Source organism: Chitinophaga oryziterrae, assembly GCF_009758125.1.
Taxonomy (GTDB): Bacteria; Bacteroidota; Bacteroidia; order Chitinophagales; family Chitinophagaceae; genus Chitinophaga; species Chitinophaga oryziterrae.
Map to the genome: position 1 here is coordinate 720,139 of NZ_WRXO01000002.1, position 23,316 is coordinate 743,454.

Consider the following 23,316-nt stretch of genomic DNA (forward strand, 5'->3'; position numbering starts at 1 on the left):
ATGATCCGTAAAGCGGTATACCTGCTCTCTCTCTTTTGCCTGTGGTTACTCATCATGGGTAAAGCCGGTGAACCCGGTCCGGAGTACTATACCCTTAAACTGCCAGACAGCCTGCCTAAACCTGTCTACGACTTCTCAAAGAACCCGCTTACCAAACAAGGCATAGCCCTTGGCCGTTATCTCTTCTACGATCCTAAACTTTCTAAGGACAGCTCTGTTTCCTGCGGCTTCTGCCACCAGCAGTTCGCGGCCTTCGGCCACTTCGACCATGCTCTCAGCCATGGTATCATGGGCAGGGTTACCAGCCGCTCCGTACCTACACTGTTCAACTTAATCTGGCAAAAGGACTTCATGTGGGATGGAGGAGTAAATCATCTGGAAGTACAACCAATATCACCCATCACAAATGAAGATGAAATGGGGATGGACTTAAAAGAGCTGATCACCCGTCTTCAGGGAAATAAGACATACAAAAGGATGTTTAAAGATGCCTTCGGAACGGAAGAAGTCAACAGTCAGAGAATGCTGAAAGCATTATCCCAGTTCATGGCTATCATGATCTCCTTTGAATCCAGATACGATAGTGTGATGAGAAAAGAACCGGGGGTAACATTCACCCCGGAAGAACAGGGCGGCTACAGGACCTTTCAGCAGAAATGTGCAGCCTGTCACAAAGAACCATTCTTCACCGATTTCAGTATGCGTAACAACGGATTGCCCTACCTGCCTTCCATGAATGACATCGGCAGAATGAAGATCACTAATAACACAGCAGACTATCTCAAATTTAAAGTCCCTTCTTTACGCAATGTACTGGTAAGCTCACCCTACATGCACGACGGACGTTTCTTTGATATTTTCCAGGTATTTGCCATGTATGATCATGGGCAGGAGAAAGGAAATACAATAGATCCTTTGTTGAAAAATGGTATCCCTTTAAGTGAAAAGGAACAAAGACAGTTGTACATGTTCCTTAACACTTTAACGGATAAAAAATTTATCAATAATAAAGATCTGAAAGAGATAATGATCGAAGATTAAAAATACTACAGGTGCCATTCATTAATTAACGCACTCACGCTTTCCTTATAAGATTTCAGGTCAGCAATTGTCTGCTGAATAAAACTGTTACTTTCCAGTTTTCCCGTTACTACATCCATCTCCGCACTGTTCTCATATGTCATCTTACGGAAAGGGTTCTGGTAATCCTTTTCACGGGAGCGGTAAATATTATCCGTAATCAGTTCCTGTGTAGCAACAGAAGATAGCAGCGATTCTTTTAAATAAGCAGGGGTAAAATCTTTTCTCTCCTGTATAAATAAAACAGCGCCAATAGCGTGTTGTAATTTATCAACAGGATATTGTTCTCCTATCTGCCGGTAGTTTTCATGCAGCTGGTCCCAGCTATTGATTTTGCCACTACGGATATTATCTTTCAATAATTGCAGTGTGGACGATTTCATTAGTTGTCCGCCTACATTACACCATGGGCCACGTTCTGCAGTATTGGCAATAGTTTGCAGAGATGCAAAAGAAGTATCAGGATGTGTTTTAAGATAACTGAAGATATTACGCACCGCATATAAATTGATCAGCTCCCGGAACAAAGGATAACTCCTGTGTACTTTGAGTAATTCTGTTTTGCGGCTGCTGTTCTCTACCTTCTCTGCGTATATTTTCAGATGACTTACTTCTTCAATATTATTCAGCAATAAATCCCTTCCTTTCTGACGATAATCAGAACCGGTTTCCTTGTCAGCATACCACGCTTTACCCACAGCTACTTCCATCAGTTCCATTGCATGAATCATTTCTTCCACACTATCCGGGGCTAAATAATCATACTCTATCAACTGTGTTTTATCCGTACGTTTATCACGGTCCATATGTTTCCAGGAATTACGGGCCAGTGCATACATGTTATGCAAAAACCAGTAGCCTGTCATAATCTTCAGACTATTATGCTGTTCATCATTCAGGATTAAACTGAACGGAAAAGGAATATCCATCTCCGACATATAATTGCCTTTGGCAATCAGCGTAAAACTGGCGAACCTGGAATTATGTTTTAAGCTCACACATAAGCCTGGCCAGAAGCCCCGTCCTGCAATAATCTCACCATCTGCTCCACGGGAATTATGGTTAGACCCGATAGTAGCACCGGCAGCCATATTGCTCTGCCCCATGATCAACGCGGCACATAAAAAAGAATTATTATGATGTTGTTCGTGAGCCGGAAATATAAGAGAATTCAATACTTCACAACAGGAGATCGTTGAATTATTCCCAAGATAAGAGTTGATCAGACGCGCACCATATTTCAGCTGCGAATGAGAGGCCATAATAAAACGTACCGCCTTCACACCATAAAACACGCGGCATCCATAACCCACTACACCATTCACTAACTCACAACCTTCACCTATCTGTGTAGTCGCATCCGCAGAGCTATTGATCGTTACATTCTTTATCTTATTCGCCCCTTTCAGATAAGCATCTGTGCCGATAGTAACATCTTTAATGATCTTCACGTTCTTGATCACACAGCGGTCGCCCACCATGCCATAATATCCGCGTTTTTTATCGAATTGTTTTTCTGTGAATGCTTTAAACTTCGATTGAAGTGTTTCATCATCCCTGTTACGCGTCCACAGCCATGCATCGCCGGGCAGCATACCATCAAAAGGCATTACGCTACGCCCCCCGTTTTCATTGCACAGCTCCAGCCAGATACGCACATTTTCCGGTTCACCTTCTTTCACAATACCATTCCCGAATTTAGCATGATCTGTCGTAGCCATTTCATTTACGTTACAGATCATCACCTCGTTACCAATGATATAATGAGAGAGGAAATGTACGTTGTGAACAACTACGTTATCGCCAAAGTCGCAGGAAGAAATAGTGCTGTTATATAAGCCTACAGGCTGCCGCAGGTTATGGAACTCCAAATAATAAGGTTCCAGTTTCCCGATACGTACCATCCCAAAGAAATGGCAGTGTTTTACAAGTTGAGGATTGAATGCATCGGCAACAAAGATATTATTCCAGTCGTCGGAAGTATTATCATTTCTTACCAGTGTCTCTATTTCCATCGCAGACAGCTGCCGGTATACAATCTCATTGCCCGACTGCTTATTACGCAGGTAATATTCATCTTTCCCGTCAGGCAGGTAAGAGGCTGCTACAAAATTATAGCCTAACTCTTTGAGCGGCTTTTTCTGTATCAGGTTCATTTGCTTTGGTGTTAAAAGGATGTAAAACTATTCTACTGTTACAGACTTTGCCAGGTTCCTTGGTTTATCCACGTCAAAACCTTTCAGTACGCCGATATGATAAGCCAGCAACTGCATCGGAATAACAGAGAGCATCGGTGCTACCAGTTCATCTGCTTCCGGCACTTCGATAATATCATCTGCCATACCCGGAATTACCTGGTCGCCTTCTGTAATAACGGCTATCACCTTGCCTTTACGGGCCCTGATTTCCTGGATATTGGAAACTACCTTTTCATAGTAGCTATCGTGGGTGGCCACAAACACTACAGGCAGGTTCTCATCTACCAGGGCAATAGGACCATGTTTCATTTCAGCGGCAGGATAGCCTTCAGCATGTATGTAGGAGATCTCTTTCAGTTTCAGGGCGCCTTCCAGGGCCACCGGGAAGTTATAGCCACGTCCCAGGTAGAGGAAATCGCGGGCATCTTTATATTTGGCCGCTATCTCTTTGATCCTGCCATTAAGTTTAAGGACAGTCGCCACTTTCTCAGGGATATTATCCAGTTCATCTAAAAGATGCTGGAAACGTTGCTTGGTGATACTACCTTTTACGATGGCCACTTTAAGACCTATCAGGCAAAGTACGGCCAGCTGTGCGGTAAATGCTTTGGTACTGGCAACGCCAATCTCCGGACCGGCATGCGTATACGCACCGGCATCAGACAAACGTGCAATAGAAGAGCCCACCACGTTACAAACGCCCAGGATGATAGCGCCCTTTTCTTTGGCGCTTTCTATTGCCACTAATGTATCGGCAGTTTCTCCGGATTGTGACACGGCAATGATCACATCACCGGGCCCAACTACCGGGTTGCGGTAGCGGAACTCAGAAGCGTATTCCACTTCTACCGGTATGCGGCACAGCTCTTCAATCATATACTCTGCAACAAGCCCGGCATGCCAGGATGTACCACAGGCCACGATGATAATGCGTTTGGCCTTACTGAGCATTTCTGCATGTTCCCGGATACCACCAATGGTAAGCGTACCATTTTTAGCGTCCAGTCTGCCGCGTAAGCTGTCGAAGATGGTTTGGGGCTGCTCAAAGATCTCTTTGAGCATAAAGTGATCGTATCCGCCTTTCTCAATCGCCGCCAGTTCAATGTCCAGCTTTTGTATATAAGGTGTTTGTCTTTCGTTGGAGATATTCTTCAGTATCAGTTCATCTGCCTTGATAATCGCTATCTCGTAATCATTCACATACACCACTTCTTTGGTGTATTCCACGATAGGGGAAGCATCTGACGCCAGGAAGTGTTCTCCTTTGCCTACGCCTATTACCAGCGGACTGCCTTTGCGGGCAGCGATCAGTGTATCCGGGTTATCTTCATCTATGATAACAATTACATAAGCGCCTACCACTCTTTTTAAGGCAATACGTAAAGCCTCTTCGAGCGTACAGTGATTACTTTTCTGAATCTCTTCAATGAAGTGAATCAGTACTTCTGTATCGGTATCACTTTTGAAAATATGGCCCTGGTTCAGCAGTTCCTGTTTCAGCTGTGCATAGTTTTCTATGATCCCGTTATGGATCATAGACAGTTTGCCATTGCCGGAAACGTGTGGGTGAGAGTTACGGTCACTTGGTTCTCCGTGGGTAGCCCAGCGGGTATGACCGATGGCGATATGACCGCGCATATCTTTACCACTTACGTGGTTCTCCAGTTCTGCCACCTTACCTTTTTTCTTGTATACCTGTAGTCCGTTATTGATCAGGGCAACACCTGCGCTGTCATAACCACGGTATTCTAACCGTTTTAATCCTTTAAGAACGATGGGGTAGGCTTCTCGCTGGCCTATATAAGCGACTATTCCGCACATATATGTTTTTCAGTTTTTACATGGATCAGCGTGCAATATGGCTAAAAAATGTGAATTCTGTATAAACAATAGGGAAAATAGTCTTATAATAACAAAATGAGAGTCATGTGATTAACGTCATTACCCGGCAAATTATAAAATTCGTAATTTGTTGCAATATTGAACCAGCGAATCCTATGAGGTATTGTATAATCTTGCTATTATCATGTTGCATGGCCTGTGAACAGCGGGTTCCGGAAAAGGAACCTGTACCCCTTGCAGAAGACAGTACCTTCCTTACCGGCACCTTTTTCCTGATACGGCATGCAGAACAATTACCGGGTTACGATTCCTCTTTAACTGAAACAGGGTTCCGCCGCGCTGGCGATTTATACCGTTTCCTGAAAGATTCGGGTATACAGAAGATCTATATCACTCCTTTTATACGCAGCCTTCAAACAGCAGATTCCCTGCGGGGGTATAAAAATGTGGATACGGCTTCTTATAACCCTGATTCTACCGGGGAAGGACTGATTTATGAGATTACCCGTCATGACGACTGGGGCAAGCGTCTGCTCATCATAGGGCAGGGCAACACGGTAGCATCCGTGATGCGTTCATTAAAGGCAAAGCCCCCGGCAGACACCGTCAGTTATTCAGATATGTTTTTAATAAGGAAATACAGGGATAGCGTGAAGAGTAAGAGAATCAGCTACAGCAGTATCCCTTCCATCAAAGCAAAAGCTACGGAGAAGTAAATCAGAAGCCCTGTTACGTCCACCAGTGTAGCCACAAAAGGAGCCGAAGACGTGGCGGGGTCAGCCCCCAGACGTTTCAGGATCAACGGCAGCATAGAGCCCGAAAGGGTGCCCCATAATACCACTCCAATGAGTGACAGTCCTACGGTAATGCCTATCAATACAGAATGGGCGCCATAGGTATGAAAGAAGGAGTTCCAGAGAAGGATACGGATAAAGCCGATCAGTCCCAGTACACTACCCAGCATTAATCCGGAAAGGATTTCCCGGCGCATAACGCGCCACCAGTCTTCAATGGTGATCTCACCCAGGGCCATGGCCTGTATGATCAGGGTAGATGCCTGGGAGCCGCTGTTACCACCGCTGGAGATAATGAGTGGTACGAACAGGGCCAGTACTACAGCTTTGGCAATTTCATCCTCAAAGAAGCCCATGGCGGTAGCAGTAAGCATTTCTCCTATAAAGAGGATCACCAGCCAGCCTATTCGTTTCTTCACCAGCTTCATGAGGGGAATATCGAGGTAAGGTTCGTCCAATGCTTCGGTACCACCTATCTTCTGGATATCTTCCGTATGTTCTTCATTGGCAATCCACAACATGTCATCGATGGTCACGATACCCAGCAGGATACCTTCATCATCCACAACCGGCAGGGCCACACGGTTTTCCATACGGAATACCTGGATGGCCTCTTCCTGTTCATCGTTCACATGGAGGGCTACAAAGCGGTCATCCATCAGGGTATGAACGACGGTGTTGGTAGCCACCAGCAGGAATTCCCTGATACGGAAGTCATCTATCAGTTTGCCTTTTTCATCCACTACATAGATCACGTCTATGGTTTCACTGTCCTTTCCGTATTCACGGATATAATCAAGCACCTGCTTAACCGTCCATTCCTCCCGGACAGCGATATAGTCCGGGTTCATGATACGCCCTACGCTGGTTTCATGGTATCCCAGCAGGCTGAGTGTAATTTTCCGTTCTTCGGGGTCCAGTAGTTTGATCAGCTCTTTCACCACATCACTGTGCAGCTCTCCGAGGAAAGCGGTACGGTCATCCGCAGGCAGTTCATTCAGCAGTTCGGCCACTTTCGCAGCCGGCAGCTCATGGATCACATCTTCCTGTGCATGGAACTCCAGTATCCTGAAGGCAGCAGCAGCACGCCCCAGGGAGAGGTTGTTGATGATAATACCAGCCTGCTCCGGTAACTCATGAATGAGTTCGGCCACATCCGTAATGAGCTGATCGTCCAGGTAAACCTTTAATTCCTGGTAGTTGTGCTCATCGACAAGCGTTTCGAATTTTTCCTGTAAAGCTTCATTTTCCATATTCCAAAAGGCTGTCAGTGAGCGAAATTAAACAAAGTTGAGGTGCTACATTACAATATCTCTGCCACATGTTTGCGTATGTTGGCTGAAATGGTGTCTGTAGGAAGGTCGTTGGCATCAAAACCAAAAGGGTCCTCGATTTCTTCTGCGATCAGCTCAAGACTGGCCAATACATAAAAAACGAATACGACTACGGGTATGATCAGGTAACCGACAGTGAACACATAACCAAGGGGCAGGGTCATCACATAAAAGAAAATGAATTTCTTAATGAAAACGCTGTACGAAAACGGGATAGGGGTGTTCCTGATACGTTCACAGGCGCCACATATATCGGTAAAGGCTTGTAATTCATGGTTGACGGAGAGCAGTTGTTCTCCGGAGATCTGTTGCTGGCGGTACAGTTCGTGTATATGTGCCAGTATATGTGCCGCAATCTGGTTAGGCACATGTTTGGTGGTATCTACTGTAAAACCGGGTACCGTTTCCAGTTCACCGCCAATAAAGTTCATCCGCAGATGGTTCTTCAGGGCAAATGCATAATTAGGGACCATTAACCTGAAGTATTCTCTGGAGGTGGTGTTGGCAGGTAGCATAGCGCTTAACTTGATGGCCAGGTTACGGCTGTTGTTCACGAGGGCGCCCCAATGTTTGCGCCCTTCCCACCAGCGGTCATAGGCGGTATTGGTACGGAATACGAGCAGCATTGATATAACAAAACCCAGCAGAGTGTGTACTATCACTATGTTTTTCAGTTCACTGTCGGCCTTCAGCTTAAAGAAATCCATCTCTATATACGCTACAGCAGCGGAATAGATAGAGAGGCCCAGGAACATGGGAGATAGCTTGCGCACGGTATCTCCTTTGTGAAACCGGAAGATGAAAGTAAACCAGGCTTTTGGGTTATAATCGATCATATTTCGTAATTACATTTCCGCAAACCTAAAATTTTTATGCCTGATTTTGATAACTTCCTGCTTTACCTTTATTTTACGCTTTGTATTATAAAATTATGATCAAACCATATTTATACGTAGATCACACAAAAGGCAAGGGCCGGGGGGTATTCACAAGAGAAAACATTCCTGCAGGTACCCGCATAGAAACCTCACCTGTACTGGTTCTATCTTACGATGACACACAAACGGTGGATACGACCAAGTTGCACAACTACATCTTCCTTTGGGGTGTACGCGAAACACGCTCCTGTATCGCACTCGGTTTTTGTTCCATCTACAACCATGCTTACGATCCTAATTGCGAGTATGAAATGGACTTTGATGAAGAAACCATGAGTATCATTACCCGTAAAGAAATTAAAAAGGGAGAGGAACTCAGTATCAACTACAACGGCGAAGTCACAGACACATCCCCCGTTTGGTTCGACGTCCGTAAAAAATAAACCAAAAATTGAAGGAATTGAGAAATTCCTTATTATTGTATTAAATTATGTAAGTGCTTATATAATTTAATACCCTGCGTTATGAGTTTTTATTCTTCCCTGGGATACCTGGTATTTGGCAGCCGGTTAAGGCGGTTAAGTGAATACTTCCTGATGGAAGTAAATAAAGTCTATGAGCAATCAGGTATTGCCTTTGATGCCAGCTGGTTCCCTGTATTCTATATCCTGTCCAGACAACAGAACATCCCCTTAACTGATATCGCCGAACAACTGGAAGTATCGCATTCTGCGGTCAGTCAGCTGGTAACCGGCCTTAAAAAGAAAGGACTGGTAGAAACAGCTCCCTGCCCCGATGATGGACGCCGGCAGCTGGTAATGCTTACCGGCAAAGGAGAGTCGTTATTACAGGAAGTACAGCCTGTATGGGAGGCCATCACCCTGGCCATGACAGCACTTACAGAAACACAGCGTCAGAGCAAACAGTTGCTGGAAGCCATCACACAGGTGGAGAAAGCCGTTCAGCAGCAGCCATTGTCCACACGTATTCTTTCTTCAATGAAAAACTGATTGTATAATGATACACCAATTCAATTACGGCATTGATCAGCTCACAGTAGTCAAAGCGCTTGATATTGCCGCGGGCCGCTTACGTGGGGTCATCATCCCCGAAGTGGCAGCACGTATTGCTGCCAGCCGTGCCTATGTACAGGAGATCGTCGCTAAGCATAGCACGGTATACGGTATCAACACCGGCTTTGGCCCTTTGTGCGATACCAAGATCTCCGAAGAAGACACCCGCACCCTGCAATACAACATCCTGCAGAGCCATAGCGTAGGCGTGGGAAATCCTATCCCGCTAACAGTAGCCCGCGTAATGCTGATCACTAAAGTGCATGCACTGGCTCAAGGGTATTCCGGTGTGGCGCCTGCTACGGTAGACCGTATCATCTGGCATATAGAACATAACATTACACCGGTAGTGCCGGAGAAAGGCTCTGTGGGGGCGTCCGGCGACCTGGCGCCCTTATCACACCTGTTCCTGCCATTGATAGGATTAGGAGAGGTGTGGTACAAAGGACAACGTGTGCATACTTCTGCTATGATGCAGGCAGAGGGTATTGTACCGGTTATACTCGGCCCTAAAGAAGGACTGGCACTCATCAATGGTACGCAGTTTATTCTTTCCTTTGCAGTAACAGCATTGCAACGTTTTCATAACCTGCTGGAAGCTGCAGATATTATAGGGGCTTTATCATTAGAAGGATTAATGGGTACTGCCCGTCCTTTCGATCCGCGCTTACACGCTATACGCCCTTATCCCGGTAGTCAGCTGGTGGCTCACCGCCTTAAAACAATGCTGGAGAATTCAGGTATCATGGCTGCGCATGCTGACTGTGACCGTGTACAGGACCCTTACTCTTTACGCTGTATGCCACAGGTGCATGGCGCTTCCCGTACGGCCTGGTTACACCTGCATGAACTCACTACCATTGAACTGAACGCTGTTACTGATAACCCTATTATCTTCAGCGCTGAGGATACTATCAGTGGTGGTAATTTCCACGGCCAGCCGCTGGCTATTCCACTCGATTACGCTACTGTGGCGGCTGCAGAACTGGGTAATATCTCAGACAGGCGTTGTTATATGATGATTGAAGGGCGGTATGGCCTGCCCAAACTGCTCATAGAAAACGCAGGGCTCAACTCCGGTTTTATGATTCCACAATACACCACAGCGGCATTGGTGACCGAAAATAAAACCTTGTGTTTCCCCGCCAGTGCAGACAGCATTCCTACTTCTCTGGGGCAGGAAGACCATGTCTCTATGGGATCTATCAGTGGTCGTAAACTGCACCAGGTGATAGACAACCTGGAATATATTCTTGCGATAGAACTGCTGTATGCTGCTCAGGCTGTGGATTTTCGCCGTCCGCTTACATCCGGTCCTGTGCTGGAAACCGTGCATAGCTTTGTGCGCGAAACAGTTTCCTTCGCTACAAAAGACAGGATCTTCGCGTACGATATTCAACACCTGCATACACTCATCACCAATCAGTCTTTAGTTAATGTAGCCAATAACGCGGCTACCGACAATCACTTATCACTAAACGGTATTTATCATGACCAGTTCGGACTTTATTAAAACATATGCGGCACACCCGCATTACAAAGCTCCCCGTGGCCCGCAATTACATGCCCGCTCATGGCAGACGGAAGCCCCCCTGCGTATGCTCCTGAATAACCTGGACGATGAAGTGGCGGAGAACCCGGATGAACTGGTCGTATATGGTGGTATTGGCCAGGCAGCCCGTAACAGGGAAGCATTACAAAAGATCATAGAAATATTGCTGGAACTGGATGAAGATCATTCCTTACTGGTACAGTCGGGCAAGCCGGTAGGCGTTGTCCGTACACATCCGCAGGCGCCACGTGTAATGCTGGCCAATAGTAACCTGGTGCCTAAATGGGCCACCTGGGAACACTTCAATGAGTTACGTGCAAAGGGCCTGATGATGTACGGACAGATGACAGCAGGCAGCTGGATTTACATAGGTACACAAGGTATCTTACAAGGCACTTACGAAACCTTTGTGGAATGCGGTAATCAGCACTTCGGAGGAAATCTTAATGGTCGTTTGTTAGTCACTGCCGGTTTAGGCGGTATGGGGGGCGCACAGCCATTAGCGGCTACCATGGCAGGCGCTGTGTTCCTCGGTGCAGACGTGGATGAAACCCGTATCCGGAAAAGACTGGCTACCCGCTACATAGATCGCATGACGCATTCCTATGAGGAAGCGATCACCTGGGCAATGGACGCCAAAGCTAAAGGACAGGCGCTTTCCATAGGATTAGTGAGTGATGCGGGAGATTTATTAAAAAGATTACTGGAAGATAATATCATCCCTGATATACTAACAGACCAGACATCCGCACATGATCCTCTCAACGGATACATCCCTAACGGACTGTCCTTAGAGGAAGCAGCTGCGCTTCGTAAATCAGATGCAGATGCTTACAAACAATTATCATTAAAAAGCATGGCCCGTCATGTAGGCTATATGCTGGCATTACAACTGAAAGGAGCTGTTACTTTTGATTATGGCAATAACCTGCGGGAATTCGCTAAACAAGGGGGAGAGGCAAACGCTTTCAATTTCCCCGGCTTCACACCTGCATATATCCGCCCTTTATTCTGCGAAGGAAAAGGCCCTTTCCGCTGGGTAGCGCTCTCCGGAGATCCACAGGATATCTATACCACAGATCAGGCGTTAATGGACGCTTTCCCGGAGAACAAACCACTTATCAACTGGTTACAGAAAGCACAGAAACAGGTGGCCTTCCAGGGGCTGCCGGCACGTATCTGCTGGCTGGGTATGGGAGAGCGTGAAAAAGCAGGGCTCATCTTTAATGAACTCGTAAGAACGGGCAAAGTAAAAGCACCTATTGTTATAGGTCGTGATCACCTGGACTGTGGCTCTGTCGCTTCTCCCAATCGGGAAACAGAGGCGATGAAGGATGGCTCTGACGCCGTATCCGACTGGCCTTTACTCAACCTTATGGCTAATACCGGTGGTGGAGCTACCTGGGTATCTTTTCACCACGGCGGCGGCGTAGGGATGGGATATTCCCAGCATGCAGGAATGGTAGTACTGGCAGATGGTACAGACCGCGCGGCAGCTTGTTTACAAAGAGTATTATACAATGATCCTGCTTTAGGGATTTTCCGTCATGCAGATGCAGGATATGAGAAAGCACAGGATGTAGCAAAGCAATTTAATTTAGACCTATGAACCTGACTGGCCCGTTTTCCCAGATATTACCTCTCTCAGGATTACCTGTAAAAGGGGCGCTGCGCGATGAACAATTACCGGTAATAACGAATGGCGGTATAGTTACAGACAATGGTAAAATCATTACCATAGCAGATTTTAATACCCTGCAACAACAATACCCGCAAAGTAATATCACACATATTAACACTCCGGCAGTACTATTGCCGGGGTTCATAGACTGCCATACACATATCTGCTTTGACGGAAACCGCAGCCGTGATTATGCGATGCGCATCGCCGGCAAAAGTTATTTGGAAATCGCCCGTGCAGGTGGTGGCATATGGGACTCTGTTACCAAAACACGTACCGCCACTATCGATACCCTTACTAAAAACACGGTAGCAAGAGCTAACCGTCATTTACAGGAAGGCGTAACCACCATAGAAGTAAAAAGTGGTTACGGATTAAACCTCGAAGATGAGCTGAAAATGTTACAGGCTATCAGACTGGCAGGGTTACAAACGAAGGCTACATTGATACCTACCTGCCTGGCCGCACATATGCTTCCTAAGGATTTTGAAGGTACAGAAGAAACATATCTCAACTGGATCATCAACGTCTTATTGCCGGAAGTAAAAGATCTTACGCAACGTGTAGATATCTTCATAGAGGAAACTGCCTTCTCTGCTGCACAAGCCTTACCTTTTTTACTACAGGCAAAAGCATTGGGTTTTGCAGCTACTGTACATGCAGATCAGTTCACCTGTGGTGGGGCCATAGTAGCTATAGAAGCAGGCGCTGTATCTGCTGATCACCTGGAAGCCAGTGATATCAACTCTGTAGCAGGATTGGCAGCTGCAGACATTGCGGCTGTAGTACTGCCAGGTGCTTCCTTGGGCTTAGGCATGCCTTATGCACCTGCCCGCAGGTTGTTGGATGCAGGGGCATGCGTGGCTATCGCCAGCGACTGGAATCCAGGTTCTGCGCCTATGGGAGACTTATTATTACAAGCCGCAGTAATGAGTGCCGCAGAAAAGTTATCTGCTGCAGAAGTATTTGCGGGTCTTACATTCCGTGCTGCGAAAGCGCTGCAACTGACGCATACCGGTCAGCTGGCACCAGGCTTTGACGCTGATATGCAGATGTATCCATGTGATGATTACAGGGACATCTTATACTACCAGGGTAAGATGAAACCATCAGCAGTGTGGAAGAATGGAGAGAAGATATAGAAGATTGCAGTTAACTTTACAGTTATCCTAACATACATTAATGAGTACAACGAATTTTTATAAATCACCTGAGGCATGGACGGGGCGGGTAGATGGAACCGATGAGGAAACACTTCGCTGGCATCAGCACATAATACCCGTAAATGTATTAGCAGGGGAGAAGTTCCCGGTCTTACACCCTGGTCAGAAGGGGTTCGTTTTTTTAGGCTTTGCATCTGACGAAGGCGTGAGGCGTAACAAAGGACGTACAGGTGCAGCTACCGGACCTGCAGCATTAAGGAATGCCTGTTCAAACTTTCCTGTTCATTTTGATATTAAGCAATTAGTATTGATAGATGCGGGAGATGTAGTTTGTTATGAGCAGGCATTAGAACCTGCACATGAACTATTATGCGGAGTTGTGCTGGCCATAAAAAAGGCGGGCTATCTGCCTATACTGTTAGGTGGTGGGCATGAGATCACATATGGGCATGCACAGGCATTATATGCACATCTGCATATCAACAAATCAGTTGAAAAATTAGGCTTGCTAAATATAGATGCACATTTCGATTTAAGAATTCCCGGAGAGGAAGGAAGTACTTCCGGTACAGGCTTCTGGCAGCTTGCAGAATACTGCAAAGAGCTGGAGCGCCCTTTCCATTATCTCGCATTAGGTATCCAGACAAACAGCAACACACAACAACTCTTCCGTATCGCCGGAGAACTGGATGCACAGTACGTAGATGCAGACGCTTTCCACTTACAGGACCGTACTTTACTACAAGCAGCTATCTCACAATTCATCAAAGAAGCAGATCAGATCTACCTCACCATAGACCTCGACGTTTTCGCTGCTGCATTTGCTCCTGGTGTCAGTGCTACTGCTTATAACGGTATCAGACCCGATGGCCTTTTCCTGGAATGTTACCGCACGCTGTTACAAAGCGGAAAGCTCGCAGGGCTCGATATCGCAGAACTGAATCCTGAATTTGATATCGATAACCGTACCGCGAAACTTGGAGCCGCGCTGTTATTCGAAGTTGTAAACTAAATACCATCCTCAGATAATGATCTGTTACTTACAGTCAAAAAGATTGTAAATAACGGATCATTATCTAAGCACTAAAGGGTCTCTACTTCTTCAACAGAAAGATCTGTTACTTTAGAAATTAATGCTAACTCAAGTCCTAATGTTTTCATCTTGCTGGCGATCTGCTTCTGTTGCTCAACCTTTCCAATAGCTATTCCTCTAACTTCTCCTCTAACTTCTCCTATCCTAAAATACGGATCTATTTCCGGGTGTTCGTCGTTATCGATAATAAATGCGTCCGTGAATATCATTTTGTTTAAATTTAGCTTAACATTTAGATTATGTAATTTCGCTAAGACCCGTAGCTGATTAAAATAAAGCCCCCTTTCTAAAGGCCCGCCAACAGACATTTCTACCTCCTCTACAATATTTTTCACTGCTACTTCTTCATCATCTTTTCCGAAGTTAGCTAAAATTGAAAATACTTTTATTGCAGGACTATCTGATTTTAGGAAAAATTTATAATCAACATCTTTTAATGCTATAATGTGATATCTGTATTTGAAATTTTTATAGTTAATAGTTCTGGACATGGTGACACCACCTCTACCTATAAAAATAACATATTGCTCTACAGGCATACGGTATTTACGTTGTATCATCAACGCATATTCTGCCATACGATATACCATGTCCTTCTCATTCTGAGACTGCCATTCCAGATGCAGCACAAACGTCCGATTATTCCGGTCTGTTACTTTCTTCAATACATCCGGTTTTCTTTCTTTCGTATGCTGCAGATCATCCGGAATTTCTTCACTGGATGTAATATCTAATTCCAACACATCTTTAATAATGACGGGTAACACGGATTCCATATTCTCCTTGACTATCCTGTCATACCTGTTCCCCTGCTTTTGATCAATAGCTTCTACTTCCATTTATTCAGATAAATGATTAATAAATAAACGTCTTAAGCTTAGGGGAGAAAATGATAACTGGGTAACAAAAGCAGCCCTGAATATAACTTACTGTGGCTACTCTAATATTTTAGCATAGCGAATGTAAGAAAATAGTAAATTCAATTATGCAGGGTTATAAAATTTTTCTTCAGTACCGTTGCGTAGTTTCCGCAAATCTTTACAAATATGCACGGAATATGGATCTGATAGTTATATTTGTCAAATAAACTATATATCATGAGATTAATCCTCAAATCTGCTGTAGCACTTACAATCGCAGCATGTATGTCTGTCACTGCAGACGCACAAAAAGTTAGGTTAATAGAGGGCGATGTAGCAGCTCTCAAGGGACAAACAGAAATTAACACCGTATTTGAGTATGATCATGTTGCCGTGGGTAAATTTGCCAACGAACAGGATTATATCGACAAAAAGAAAGCAGAGTACAACAAAAAAGAACCAGGAAAAGGCGATGCCTGGGAGAAAGCCTGGAAAGCTGACCGTAAAGAAAGGTTTGAACCACAGTTTAATACACTGTTTACAGAGAACAGTGGCGATATTAAATCCGGTGATTTCCCTACGGCCAAATACACCCTGATATTTAAAACCAAATTCGTAGAACCAGGTTACAATATCGTGATTTCCCGTAAAAATGCCTCTATTGATGGCGAAGCATGGATCATCGATTCAGCTACTAAAGCAGTAATAGCTAAACTGACCGTAGATGATTGTCCTGGCAGAACTTTCGGCGGTTATGATTACGATACCGGCGTTCGTATCAGAGAGTCTTACGCAACAGCAGGTAAAGGCCTGGGTAAGTTTATCAGAAAGAAAAACGACTAAATATAAAAGCCTGATGTTGATCAACATCAGGCTTTCTTTTTAAAATACGATTGTCTTATTACCATGAACGATCACTCTATCCTCAATATGCGCTACTACCGCCCTTGTTAATACCTGGCGTTCAATATCCCTTCCCAGCATTACCAGATCACTCACCGCATGTTTATGGCTCACACGTGCCACATCCTGATCGATGATCGGTCCTTCGTCCAGATCATTCGTTACATAATGCGCTGTGGCACCAATCAGTTTCACCCCGCGTGTATAGGCATTCTTGTAAGGATTCGCGCCTGCAAAAGCAGGTAAGAAAGAATGATGTATGTTGATGATCTTCTGTGGAAAAACACTTACAAAAGCAGGAGAGAGGATCTGCATGTAACGCGCCAGTACAATGAAATCAGCATTAACATTTTTAATTAACCGGATCGCTTCCTGTTCGCGCTCAGCTTTGTTACCCGCATCTACCGGTAAATAATGAAAAGGAATACCGAAATCTTCTGTCAGTTGCTGTAATTCTTTATGATTGGAAATCACTAAAGGAATATCCACCGGTAATTCCCCGCTTCTCCATCTTAACAACAATTCCATCAGGCAATGATCATATTTTGATACCATGATGGCCATCTGTTTCCTATGGTCCGTATAATCGATATGCCAGTCCATTTTCAATGGTCCTGCTACTTTCTCCTGGAAATCTTTTTCCAGCTGCTCACGGGTGATGTCTGCTTTTTCCAGCTGAAATACCATGCGCATAAAGAACAGCCCTTCGCGGGGATCAGTACTATGCTGACTGGCATCCAGAATATTTGCACCGCAGTTATAAAGGAACTGGGATACACCGGCAACAATACCCGGCCGGTCGGGACAGCAGATCAATAACCTGCCGGTAATATCAGTTTGCATAAAACAGGGATATATTCGTTTGTAAAATAACTAAATGTAGGCAGCTTTTTATTATTTTACATTTGGTTATATATTGCAATATGAAGAAGATTGGATTGATGTCGGACACGCATAGTTATCTGCATCCGCAGGTATTTAAATATTTTGATAAAGTGGACGAGGTATGGCATGCAGGGGATATAGGGAACATAGAGCTGGCAGACCAGCTCGAAGCATTCAAGCCTTTCAGGGCGGTATTCGGTAATATAGATGGAGCAGATCTGCGGGTACGCTATCCGGAGCATTTATCTTTTAATGTAGAAGGAGTGGGAGTGTTTATCACGCATATCGGCGGGTATCCGGGCAAATATGCTCCCGGCATCCGGGAAATGTTGTTGAAGAATACCCCCAAACTGTTTATTTGCGGGCATTCCCATATTCTGAAAGTAATGCCGGACCCTGCACTAAAGTTATTACATATGAATCCGGGGGCATGTGGCCAGCAGGGCTGGCATAAAGTAAAAACACTGTTACGTTTTGAGTTGTCTGAGGGGAATATCAGCCATCTGGAAGTCATTGAATTGCCTAAATAATAACGGGTCAGGCTATCCGCACATTATTTGCATATTACTTATCTACAACTGTTGCACATGAGGGAATGGCTCACTTTATTGTCGGGATGCCTGTGTCTATACTTTTCAGCTTTGGGTCAGGTGCAGGATATATCCCTGCCGGAAAATACTCACCCTGCTGTAGAGAAAGCCATCAGATGGTTCCAGACAGATAACGATTCCAGCTACATAGAAGATCATACAAAGGATATCACCTTCCGGATTTTCGGTAGCCGGAAATATAACTATTACGATATCGTGGACCATAAGAGGAACCAGGAGGTATTATACCGCCCTAATACCCCTTTTAACATTGGTTTTGGCGTCAATTATAAGTTTTTGGGTATTAACATTGCCTTTAACCTGCCCTTCATTAATAAGGAGGATAAGTATGGTAAAACGAGAGGACTGGATCTGCAGAGCCATTTTTATGCACGTAAAATGGTGATAGATTTTTACGGACAGTTTTACAACGGATATTATATCTCCAGCTCCAAAGGATTATTGAATGGATTAAATGCGCTTACACCAGAGACCAAAGTACCTGTGAGGCCGGATATCCATAATCTCACACTGGGACTGGGGGTACAATATATATTTAACGACAGTAAGTTCTCTTACCGGGCAGCTTACCTGCAAAATGATTACCAGAAGAAAAGTGCCGGTTCACTCCTCATCGGAGCAGAGTTGTTTGGTGTAAGGATGAGGGGAGATTCGTCTATTATCCCCGGTAAACTTGCCAAAGACGATTTCTTTAATAACCAGCGTTTTGACCGCACAGGTATTGTTAGCCTGGCTGCCAGTGCTGGATATGCATATACATTTGTATATAAAAGACACTTCTTTCTTACGCTGTCTCTTACCGGCAGTATAGGGACTAATTACAGCAGCCTGAGCTTAACCCGCACAGATAACAAGATTGGTAAATTCGGATTACAACTGAATAATACGGAACGTATTTCAATAGGATATAACTCCAAACGCTACTTCGCGGGCATTCACTATATGAACTTTACTACACGCAGTAACTCCCCTGTACCTGATACTTATCAGAGGATAGGAGCAGGGGACTTAAGGATCAGTGTAGCAAGAAGATTTAAACTGAAGAAGAAATTATTCTAAATACCATCCAATCGGTTTCTGTATAAATTCCATGTTATAGCAAAACATGACAGGTGTTTGTAGAAAAAAAAATCCCGTCCCGGGGTAAACCAGGACGGGGTACTATAAAAATCAATTCAGACTAAGCTTTCTTATTCTTCGCAGCTTCAGCACGGATCACATTCAGCGCACCACCTGCTTTGAACCACTGTATCTGCTGTTCATTGTAAGTATGGTTTACCGGAATCTCATCCTTGCTACCGTCTTTGTGATTTGCAATAACGGTAAGACCTACACCAGGAGTGAAAGAAGTCAGACCTACGATATCCAGAGTATCATCTTCCTGTATCTTATCGTAATCATCCTTGTTGGCAAAGGTAAGACCCAGCATACCTTGTTTCTTCAGGTTGGTTTCGTGGATACGTGCAAAAGATTTAACGAGGATCGCGCGAACACCTAAGTGACGTGGTTCCATCGCAGCATGTTCGCGGCTGGAGCCTTCACCATAGTTCTCATCACCTATTACAACAGAACCTGCACCAGCAGCTTTGTATGCACGGGCAGTAGCTGGTACGGCACCATATTCACCGGTGATTTCGTTCTTAACTGTATCAGTTTTATCGTTGAACGCATTGATAGCGCCAATCAGCATGTTGTTGGAAATGTTATCCAGGTGACCACGGTATTTCAACCATGGACCTGCCATAGAGATATGGTCAGTAGTACATTTACCTTTCGCTTTGATCAGCAGTTTCAACCCTTTCAGATCAGTACCTTCCCATGCCGGGAACGGAGCCAGCAGTTGTAAACGGTCGCTGGTAGGAGATACCAGTACCTCAACGCCTTTACCATCTTCTGCAGGTGCCTGGTAACCAGGATCATCTACAGAGAAACCTTTTATTGGCAGTTCATAACCGGATGGTTCATCCAGCATAACTTCCTTACCGTCTTTGTTTTTCAGTTTGTCCGTCAACGGGTTGAAGGTAAGATCACCGGCAATAGCCAGCGCCGTTACGATCTCCGGAGAAGCTACGAAAGCATGTGTAGCAGCCAGACCATCATTTCTCTTGGCAAAGTTACGGTTGAAAGAGGTGATGATAGAGTTCTTACGGTTAGGGTCGTCTATATGACGTGCCCATTGACCGATACATGGACCGCAGGCATTAGCCAGTACCACACCGCCGATCTGTTCAAATGTATTCAGGAATCCGTCTCTTTCGATGGTAAAACGGACCAGCTCAGAACCCGGAGTGATAGTGTATTCAGCTTTTACAGGCAGATTCTTGTCGACAGCCTGTTTTGCCAGGGATGCTGCACGGGAGATATCTTCGTAAGAAGAGTTGGTGCAGGACCCGATCAGGGCTACGTCCAGCTTCTCAGGCCAGTTATTTTCCTTTACAGCCTGTGCAAATTTAGAGATAGGCCATGCTAAATCCGGCGTGAACGGACCATTTACATGTGGTTCCAGCTCGTTCAGGTCGATTTCGATAACCTGGTCGTAATATTTGGTAGGATCTGCATATACTTCAGCGTCCGGACGCAGGTGTTCTCTCACACCATCAGCCAGGGAAGCTATTTCAGCACGTTCAGTAGCCTTCAGATAATCAGCAATTTTGCTGTCGTAACCGAATACAGAACAGGTAGCACCTATTTCCGCACCCATGTTACAGATGGTTCCTTTACCGGTAGCACTCAGGCTATCAGCACCTTCACCAAAATATTCAACAATGCAACCGGTACCGCCCTTAACGGTCAGTACGCCGGCTACTTTCAGAATTACATCTTTAGGAGAAACCCAGCCACTCAGTTTACCAGTCAGCTTTACACCTATCAGTTTGGGCATTTTCAGTTCCCAGGCTAATCCTGCCATTACGTCCACAGCGTCAGCACCGCCAACACCGATTGCCAGCATACCTAAACCGCCTGCATTTGGAGTGTGAGAGTCAGTACCAATCATCATACCACCAGGGAAAGCATAGTTTTCCAATACTACCTGGTGAATGATACCAGCACCTGGTTTCCAGAAACCGATACCATATTTATTAGAGATAGAAGACAGGAAGTCGTATACTTCCCTGTTGGTGTCTATTGCCGTTGCCAGGTCTTCAGTAGCGCCTGTCTTGGCTTGAATGAGGTGATCACAGTGTACGGTAGAAGGAACAGCTACCTGGTCGCGTCCGCATGTCATGAACTGTAACAGAGCCATCTGCGCAGTCGCATCCTGCATCGCTACGCGATCCGGTGCAAACTCCACATAAGACTTTCCGCGCTCGAAAGCCGTAGTAGTGGCCGAAAATAAGTGAGCATATAAGATCTTCTCAGACAGTGTCAGCGGGCGTCCCAGCATTTTACGGGTAGCTTCCACCTTACCCGGCAGAGCCGCATACACTTTTTTAATCATTTCAATATCAAACACCATGAAAATTAATTTAAGACCGGTTAGAAAATGCACCGCAAAATTAATTAAAAACAACAAGTTTTTAAAAGATATGTAGGCGGTTGTCAATAAACACTAAACCGGCAGCTTTCCACAAGTCTCATACCATGCACAACAAATAGTTGTTTTTGACATCATATTGCGATAAATTTGACATATGAACAGACTGAAAGATTTCGTGGAATGGCAGGCCTTTGGGGTTTGTACGGCTATCGGCAATAAGCTGGGAGTTGCAACTTCCCGTATCCGTCTGTTTTTTATTTATACTTCATTCCTCACAATGGGTTCACCCATAATAGTTTATATGATTATGGCCTTTTGGGTGAATATGAAGAATTACATCCTCAATGCACGCAGGAACCCACTCCGATACTTGTAATACCCAATTATATAAAAGAGCAAGCCATCAGCAATACAATATCGCTGATGGCTTTTTTCTTTAAAATGAGTCCTTTTTGCCTATTCCAGGTGAAAATTGGTCATTTCATGATAATGATTTTGTAACTGATTAACTGTGATAGACTCCTTAATCTCACGATGTTCATCCCGGTAGTCCAGACGGGTTGCTGGCTGACCATTTCCCAATTCGTACAGTTTAACAGAAAAGGGGCCACGTACGTATATGCGTCCGTTACCATTCTCAGTACCTTCTTTCTTGAATTTCAGCTTAAGCAATTGATCCTCATTTAGTGGGATAGCATAAAGCGCGTCCAGATCATACCAGAATTCCTGTTCACCGGTTTGTACACAAACCTGTTTGTCCTCACGATTCACTTCCAGCACCTGGCCTTCAACTGTATTGCCTTCGTAATCCACCAGAACGGTGTCTCCTGCTTTTACATCATGTAAGTTGATCATGGAATTATATTTTTGGGTGTCAGTTATGAATTTACGAAAAACTAACACCCAAAAATCAAACCATCATGATTCTGATTTTATTTCCTTACCGCCTCACGTATCCTCACCAGGTCTTCCAGTAATCCTTCCAGCAGGTCCAGGTGCAGCATATTGGCGCCATCAGATTTTGCACAGGAAGGGTCCGGATGTGTTTCAATGAATAACCCGTCTGCTCCGGTAGCTATGGCGGCTTTGGCGATAGTACCGATCATTTTGGGATTACCACCGGTTACACCGCTGGACTGGTTAGGCTGCTGCAGTGAGTGCGTGCAGTCCATGATTACAGGCACTTTATGCTCCTGCATGATAGGAATATTGCGGTAATCAACTACCAGGTCCTGATAGCCGAAAGTAGTACCACGCTCAGTTAATAATATCTTCTCGTTACCGGATTGTCTGATCTTTTCCACAGCAAACTTCATCGCTTCTCCACTCAGGAACTGCCCTTTCTTCACATTCACAAACTTGCCGGTTTCTCCTGCTGCCAGCAACAGGTCTGTCTGCCTGCACAGGAAGGCAGGGATCTGCAGGATATCTACATACGCTGCTGCCATGGCAGCTTCCGCAGCAGAGTGAATATCAGAAGTAGTAGGCAGGTTAAATACCTTTCCTGTTTTCTGTACCAGGTCCAGTCCTTCCACATCACCTACACCACTGAAAGAGTGTATGCTTGTACGGTTGGCCTTACGGTAAGATGCTTTGAATATATAGGGAATATTTAAACGCTTGCAGATGCCGGATACTTTTTCAGCCACGTGAAAAAGCAATGCTTCATCTTCTACCACACACGGACCAGCGATCAGGAAAAAATTATCAGGATTGTATTGCTCTTTAAATAGTGACTTCAAATTTTCTATTGACGACATGATTTTTGTATTTGAGAATGCAAAGTTATACTATTCAAATTGTATTAGCGTATGCCTGCACCTTTATCGTGCTTTTGTCATAATATTGTAATTCAGAAAGATGTAGTGCCTGCTGGGCCACTGTTGGTAAT

Annotated in this window: 21 protein-coding genes; 12 read left to right on the plus strand and 9 right to left on the minus strand. The window is 44.9% G+C overall.

The annotated features are described in order from the left end of the window. Entirely contained in the window at nucleotides 1-1,041 is a 1,041-nt protein-coding gene (locus GO495_RS10590; RefSeq protein ID WP_157299647.1) for a cytochrome-c peroxidase, read from the plus strand. Nucleotides 1,042-1,046: 5 nt separating this feature from the next. Here the strand turns inward: GO495_RS10590 and GO495_RS10595 are convergent, their stop codons facing one another. Next, nucleotides 1,047-3,236 (minus strand): DUF4954 family protein, encoded by a 2,190-nt coding sequence (locus GO495_RS10595; RefSeq protein WP_157299648.1) that lies wholly within the window; start codon nucleotides 3,234-3,236, stop codon nucleotides 1,047-1,049. Between the two features lie 27 nt (nucleotides 3,237-3,263). After that, nucleotides 3,264-5,099, minus strand: coding sequence for a glutamine--fructose-6-phosphate transaminase (isomerizing) (gene glmS, locus GO495_RS10600; RefSeq protein WP_157299649.1), 1,836 nt, complete (start codon nucleotides 5,097-5,099; stop codon nucleotides 3,264-3,266). A gap of 212 nt (nucleotides 5,100-5,311) precedes the next feature. On the opposite strand from glmS, the gene GO495_RS10605 reads away from it, so the two are divergent. After that, nucleotides 5,312-5,836: a histidine phosphatase family protein gene (locus GO495_RS10605; RefSeq protein ID WP_157299650.1), complete on the plus strand. Its 525-nt coding sequence runs from the start codon at nucleotides 5,312-5,314 to the stop codon at nucleotides 5,834-5,836. Here the strand turns inward: GO495_RS10605 and mgtE are convergent. Together mgtE and GO495_RS10615 are read right to left on the minus strand one after the other, a co-directional pair. Beyond that, nucleotides 5,791-7,167, minus strand: coding sequence for a magnesium transporter (mgtE, locus tag GO495_RS10610; protein WP_157299651.1), 1,377 nt, complete (start codon nucleotides 7,165-7,167; stop codon nucleotides 5,791-5,793). The genes GO495_RS10605 and mgtE overlap by 46 nt on opposite strands. 50 nt (nucleotides 7,168-7,217) lie before the next feature. Continuing rightward, nucleotides 7,218-8,084, minus strand: coding sequence for a bestrophin family protein (locus tag GO495_RS10615; protein WP_157299652.1), 867 nt, complete (start codon nucleotides 8,082-8,084; stop codon nucleotides 7,218-7,220). A gap of 95 nt (nucleotides 8,085-8,179) precedes the next feature. On the opposite strand from GO495_RS10615, the gene GO495_RS10620 reads away from it, so the two are divergent. The 6 genes from GO495_RS10620 (at nucleotide 8,180) to hutG (ending at nucleotide 14,607) form a co-directional block, all read left to right on the plus strand. After that, nucleotides 8,180-8,569, plus strand: coding sequence for an SET domain-containing protein (locus tag GO495_RS10620; protein WP_157299653.1), 390 nt, complete (start codon nucleotides 8,180-8,182; stop codon nucleotides 8,567-8,569). A gap of 81 nt (nucleotides 8,570-8,650) precedes the next feature. Continuing rightward, nucleotides 8,651-9,136 (plus strand): MarR family winged helix-turn-helix transcriptional regulator, encoded by a 486-nt coding sequence (locus GO495_RS10625; protein ID WP_157299654.1) that lies wholly within the window; start codon nucleotides 8,651-8,653, stop codon nucleotides 9,134-9,136. 7 nt (nucleotides 9,137-9,143) lie between these two features. Further along, a complete protein-coding gene (gene hutH, locus GO495_RS10630; RefSeq protein WP_157299655.1) occupies nucleotides 9,144-10,712 on the plus strand; it encodes a histidine ammonia-lyase in 1,569 nt (522 codons plus the stop codon). Beyond that, on the plus strand, nucleotides 10,690-12,360 hold the full coding sequence (gene hutU, locus GO495_RS10635; protein ID WP_157299656.1) for a urocanate hydratase: 1,671 nt from the start codon (nucleotides 10,690-10,692) through the stop codon (nucleotides 12,358-12,360). Before hutH ends, hutU begins: the two co-directional genes overlap by 23 nt. Continuing rightward, on the plus strand, nucleotides 12,357-13,574 hold the full coding sequence (gene hutI, locus GO495_RS10640) for an imidazolonepropionase (protein WP_157299657.1): 1,218 nt from the start codon (nucleotides 12,357-12,359) through the stop codon (nucleotides 13,572-13,574). Before hutU ends, hutI begins: the two co-directional genes overlap by 4 nt. A 40-nt stretch (nucleotides 13,575-13,614) precedes the next feature. Beyond that, complete coding sequence (gene hutG, locus GO495_RS10645; RefSeq protein WP_157299658.1) at nucleotides 13,615-14,607, plus strand: formimidoylglutamase; 993 nt, start codon at nucleotides 13,615-13,617, stop codon at nucleotides 14,605-14,607. A gap of 71 nt (nucleotides 14,608-14,678) precedes the next feature. On the opposite strand, the gene GO495_RS10650 is transcribed toward hutG, so the two are convergent. After that, nucleotides 14,679-15,527: a hypothetical protein gene (locus GO495_RS10650; RefSeq protein ID WP_157299659.1), complete on the minus strand. Its 849-nt coding sequence runs from the start codon at nucleotides 15,525-15,527 to the stop codon at nucleotides 14,679-14,681. Nucleotides 15,528-15,785: 258 nt separating this feature from the next. Here GO495_RS10650 and GO495_RS10655 point away from each other — a divergent pair, with 258 nt between their 5' ends. Then, nucleotides 15,786-16,391 carry a hypothetical protein gene (locus tag GO495_RS10655; protein ID WP_157299660.1) on the plus strand — a complete coding sequence of 202 codons (606 nt, stop codon included), beginning with the start codon at nucleotides 15,786-15,788 and terminating at the stop codon, nucleotides 16,389-16,391. 39 nt (nucleotides 16,392-16,430) lie between these two features. Here the strand turns inward: GO495_RS10655 and purU are convergent, their stop codons facing one another. Next, nucleotides 16,431-17,294, minus strand: coding sequence for a formyltetrahydrofolate deformylase (purU, locus tag GO495_RS10660; RefSeq protein ID WP_157299661.1), 864 nt, complete (start codon nucleotides 17,292-17,294; stop codon nucleotides 16,431-16,433). 80 nt (nucleotides 17,295-17,374) lie between these two features. On the opposite strand from purU, the gene GO495_RS10665 reads away from it, so the two are divergent. Then, the gene (locus tag GO495_RS10665; protein WP_157299662.1) at nucleotides 17,375-17,866 is read left to right on the plus strand and encodes a metallophosphoesterase family protein; all 492 of its coding nucleotides are present in this window, start codon (nucleotides 17,375-17,377) and stop codon (nucleotides 17,864-17,866) included. A 57-nt stretch (nucleotides 17,867-17,923) separates the two neighbouring features. Then, entirely contained in the window at nucleotides 17,924-19,006 is a 1,083-nt protein-coding gene (locus tag GO495_RS10670; RefSeq protein WP_157299663.1) for a DUF4421 domain-containing protein, read from the plus strand. A 121-nt stretch (nucleotides 19,007-19,127) separates the two neighbouring features. On the opposite strand, the gene GO495_RS10675 is transcribed toward GO495_RS10670, so the two are convergent. Further along, nucleotides 19,128-21,404 carry an aconitate hydratase gene (locus GO495_RS10675; RefSeq protein WP_157299664.1) on the minus strand — a complete coding sequence of 759 codons (2,277 nt, stop codon included), beginning with the start codon at nucleotides 21,402-21,404 and terminating at the stop codon, nucleotides 19,128-19,130. A 175-nt stretch (nucleotides 21,405-21,579) separates the two neighbouring features. Here GO495_RS10675 and GO495_RS10680 point away from each other — a divergent pair, with 175 nt between their 5' ends. After that, the gene (locus GO495_RS10680; RefSeq protein ID WP_089782970.1) at nucleotides 21,580-21,801 is read left to right on the plus strand and encodes a PspC domain-containing protein; all 222 of its coding nucleotides are present in this window, start codon (nucleotides 21,580-21,582) and stop codon (nucleotides 21,799-21,801) included. An 80-nt stretch (nucleotides 21,802-21,881) separates the two neighbouring features. Here GO495_RS10680 and GO495_RS10685 read toward each other — a convergent pair whose 3' ends face one another. Further along, on the minus strand, nucleotides 21,882-22,280 hold the full coding sequence (locus tag GO495_RS10685) for a hypothetical protein (protein WP_157299665.1): 399 nt from the start codon (nucleotides 22,278-22,280) through the stop codon (nucleotides 21,882-21,884). A gap of 77 nt (nucleotides 22,281-22,357) precedes the next feature. Next, nucleotides 22,358-23,185 (minus strand): 3-deoxy-8-phosphooctulonate synthase, encoded by an 828-nt coding sequence (gene kdsA / locus GO495_RS10690; RefSeq protein WP_157299666.1) that lies wholly within the window; start codon nucleotides 23,183-23,185, stop codon nucleotides 22,358-22,360. Between the last annotated feature and the right edge of the window lie 131 nt (nucleotides 23,186-23,316).